The organism is Thermogutta sp. (assembly GCF_039793925.1).
Lineage (GTDB): Bacteria > Planctomycetota > Planctomycetia > Pirellulales > Thermoguttaceae > Thermogutta.
Window position 1 is genome coordinate 1 of sequence record NZ_JBAMME010000320.1, and the last position, 2,697, is coordinate 2,697.

General features: G+C 54.8%; 4 protein-coding genes. 3 read left to right on the plus strand and 1 reads right to left on the minus strand.

Going from position 1 to position 2,697, the window contains the following annotated elements; all coding sequences use genetic code 11:
* Positions 1-137: 137 nt before the first annotated feature.
* The 3 genes from ABJK56_RS17435 to ABJK56_RS17445 are packed head-to-tail and all read left to right on the plus strand — an operon-like array spanning position 138 to position 1,977.
* Positions 138-806 carry a sugar transferase gene (locus ABJK56_RS17435; protein WP_347245957.1) on the plus strand — a complete coding sequence of 223 codons (669 nt, stop codon included), beginning with the start codon at positions 138-140 and terminating at the stop codon, positions 804-806.
* The gene (locus tag ABJK56_RS17440; RefSeq protein ID WP_347245958.1) at positions 764-1,384 is read left to right on the plus strand and encodes an acetyltransferase; all 621 of its coding nucleotides are present in this window, start codon (positions 764-766) and stop codon (positions 1,382-1,384) included. The genes ABJK56_RS17435 and ABJK56_RS17440 overlap by 43 nt, the downstream gene beginning before the upstream one ends.
* Positions 1,381-1,977 carry a DegT/DnrJ/EryC1/StrS family aminotransferase gene (locus ABJK56_RS17445; protein WP_347245959.1) on the plus strand — a complete coding sequence of 199 codons (597 nt, stop codon included), beginning with the start codon at positions 1,381-1,383 and terminating at the stop codon, positions 1,975-1,977. Before ABJK56_RS17440 ends, ABJK56_RS17445 begins: the two co-directional genes overlap by 4 nt.
* 92 nt (positions 1,978-2,069) lie before the next feature.
* On the opposite strand, the gene ABJK56_RS17450 is transcribed toward ABJK56_RS17445, so the two are convergent.
* On the minus strand, positions 2,070-2,697 hold a 628-nt coding region (locus ABJK56_RS17450), incomplete at its 5' end, for a DNA-formamidopyrimidine glycosylase family protein (protein WP_347245960.1).

Below are 2,697 nucleotides of genomic sequence, written 5' to 3' on the forward strand. Positions count from 1 at the left end.
CCGCGGGCTGGAGTATGTGGAGAAGCACCACGACATCCGAAAACTTGCCGAGAAGTTGGAAAAGGTTCTGGTTGAAACTGTACAACCCTCATAATTCCTCGTGATTCAAAAGGCGCTACAATTTTATGGTGAGCGCGATGAGGAAAGGTACTAGTTCCTTTTACGAGCGATATGGAAAGAGATTCTTGGATATCGCGTTGGCTAGCGTGGCCCTGCTGCTTCTTTTACCAGTGGCCATCGCGATAGCCCTTGCCATCCGCCTCACCATGGGGTCCCCGGTTATCTTCCGTCAGATACGCCCGGGACTATACGGAAAGCCCTTCGTTCTCTACAAGTTCCGCACGATGCTCGACCTGCGCGATGAACAGGGCAATCTGCTCCCCGATGAAAGGCGTCTGACCAAGCTCGGAAGGTTTTTGCGGCGGCTCTCGTTAGACGAGATCCCAGAGCTTTGGAACGTGTTGAAAGGGGATATGAGCCTAGTTGGCCCGCGTCCGCTCCTTATGGAGTATTTGCCCCTGTACACTGCGGAGCAGGCACGCCGCCACGAGGTGAAGCCCGGCATGGCTGGGCCGGTCATCATGAGCGGCCGCAACATCTTGGATTGGGAAGAGAAATTCAACCTCGATGTCTGGTATGTTAACAACCTGTCGTTCTTTTTGGACATGAAAATCCTATTTCTCACGGCGTGGAAAGTGCTCCGGGGAGAAGGCGTAAGCCATCCAGGGTATGAAACAATGCCGAAGTTCCAAGGAAGCAAGGGATGGGGGTCTACGTCATCGGAGCGGGCGGACACGCAAAGGTAGTCCTTAGCACCCTTTTAGCAGCTGGCGTTCAGGTTGATGGGATCTTTGACGACGATCCGAGCAAAGAAGGGGGTGAAGTTCTGGGGATTAAAGTAATTGGCCCCTTGGCTGTCGCCAGGCAATTGCCCCCTCAAAAAGGTGTTATCGCCATTGGTGATAACAGAACCCGGAAAGCTATAGCCCAAGAATTCAAAAACTGGGAGTGGCTTGCCGTCATCCACCCTAAAGCCTATGTTCACCCTTCAGTACGCGTAGGGCAGGGCACGGTGATCTTCGCCGGAGCAGTAATACAGCCGGATGCCGAGATCGGAGAACATGTGATCATCAACACGGGAGCTACGGTTGACCATGATTGCGTTATCGGAGACTTCGCACATTTGGCCCCTGGGGTACACTTAGCTGGAAAAGTTAGGATAGAGGAGGGGGTACTCATGGGAATAGGGTCAGTAAGTTTGCCCGGGCGGCATATAGGGGCCTGGGCCGTGGTGGGAGCTGGTGCGGTTGTTATCGAGGATCTGCCGCCGAGGATTATCGCCGTAGGTGTTCCTGCACGACCAATTGGAGGAGAGAAAAAATGACGGAGCGCATTCCCATGTCGGCCCCGGATATCTCTGAGGAGGATGTCCAGGCGGTGGCTGAGGTGGTTCGGTCCGGGCGCTTGGCCTTGGGCCCAAAAACAGAAGCGTTTGAAGGGCTGATCGCAGATTACATTGGGGTGAAACACGCTGTAGCGGTCAGTTCCGGTACAGCGGCTTTGCATTTGATTGTCAAGGCTTTGGGCATAGGCCCTGGCGATGAAGTGCTGGTTCCTTCCTTCACCTTTGTGGCAAGCGCGAATGTGGTTTTGTACGAAGGAGCAAGGCCTGTCTTCGTGGACATAGAACCTGAAACCTATAATCTCGATCCTAAGGATCTGGAACGAAAGATAACCCCTCATACGAAGGCGATCATGGTCGTGGATGTGTTCGGCCACCCGGCTGAATGGGACGAGATCCTGCAAATCGCCGAGAAATATAACCTCAGGGTCATCGATGATTCCTGTGAAGCCATTGGGGCAGAGTACAAAGGCAAAAAGCTTGGGCAATTCGGCGATGCCGCTGCATTTGCCTTTTACCCGAATAAGCAACCGAACAGGAATATGAAGCGGTGCGGGAAACCGTGGAGAAAATGATCGCCGATGGGATAGTCATCTACGAGGGAAACGAGTGAAGGCGAAAATTGAAACCGCTCAGTTCTCCCAAAACCAGCGTTTAAGCCCGCGGCTTATCTTTGGCAACGGGGGCAGAAGTAAGTTCCCCGGCCGCCGAGTTCTACTCGTTCGATGGGCGTCCCGCAGGTTGGGCAGGGAAGCCCTTCTTTCCCGTAGACGCGGGGCTGGTAATCTCCGATTTCTCCGGCAGGGGTGAGGTAAGCGTTGTCGGAAAGGGTGGTCCCCATCGCCGCCAAGGCCTCGTTCAGGACTTGGTGGATGGCTTGCTTCAGCCGGGCGATCTCCGCAGGCCCAAGGGAGGAGGCGGGCCGGCGCGGATCGATCCCCGCCAAAAACAAGGCCTCCGCGGCATAAATGTTCCCAAGCCCTGCGATGTTCCGCTGGTCCAAAAGCCAAACTTTTATGGGGGCCTTGCTTTCCCTCAAAGCCTCTTCGAGGAAGGAAAGATCGCCCAGGGCATCGGGCCCGAGCTCCTCCGAAAATTCCTCCATAACTTCGACAGTCCCCAGCCGCCTGGGATCGATGAAAAGCACGCGTCCATGAGGGAATTCCAAGATCAACCGAGTGTGCTTGGGAACACTTTCCCCCTCATCCCAGGCAAGCCTTCCGGACATGCGAAGGTGGATCACCAAAAGCTTTTTGGGAAAGGCAAAGACGATGTGTTTCCCGCCGCGGAAAATC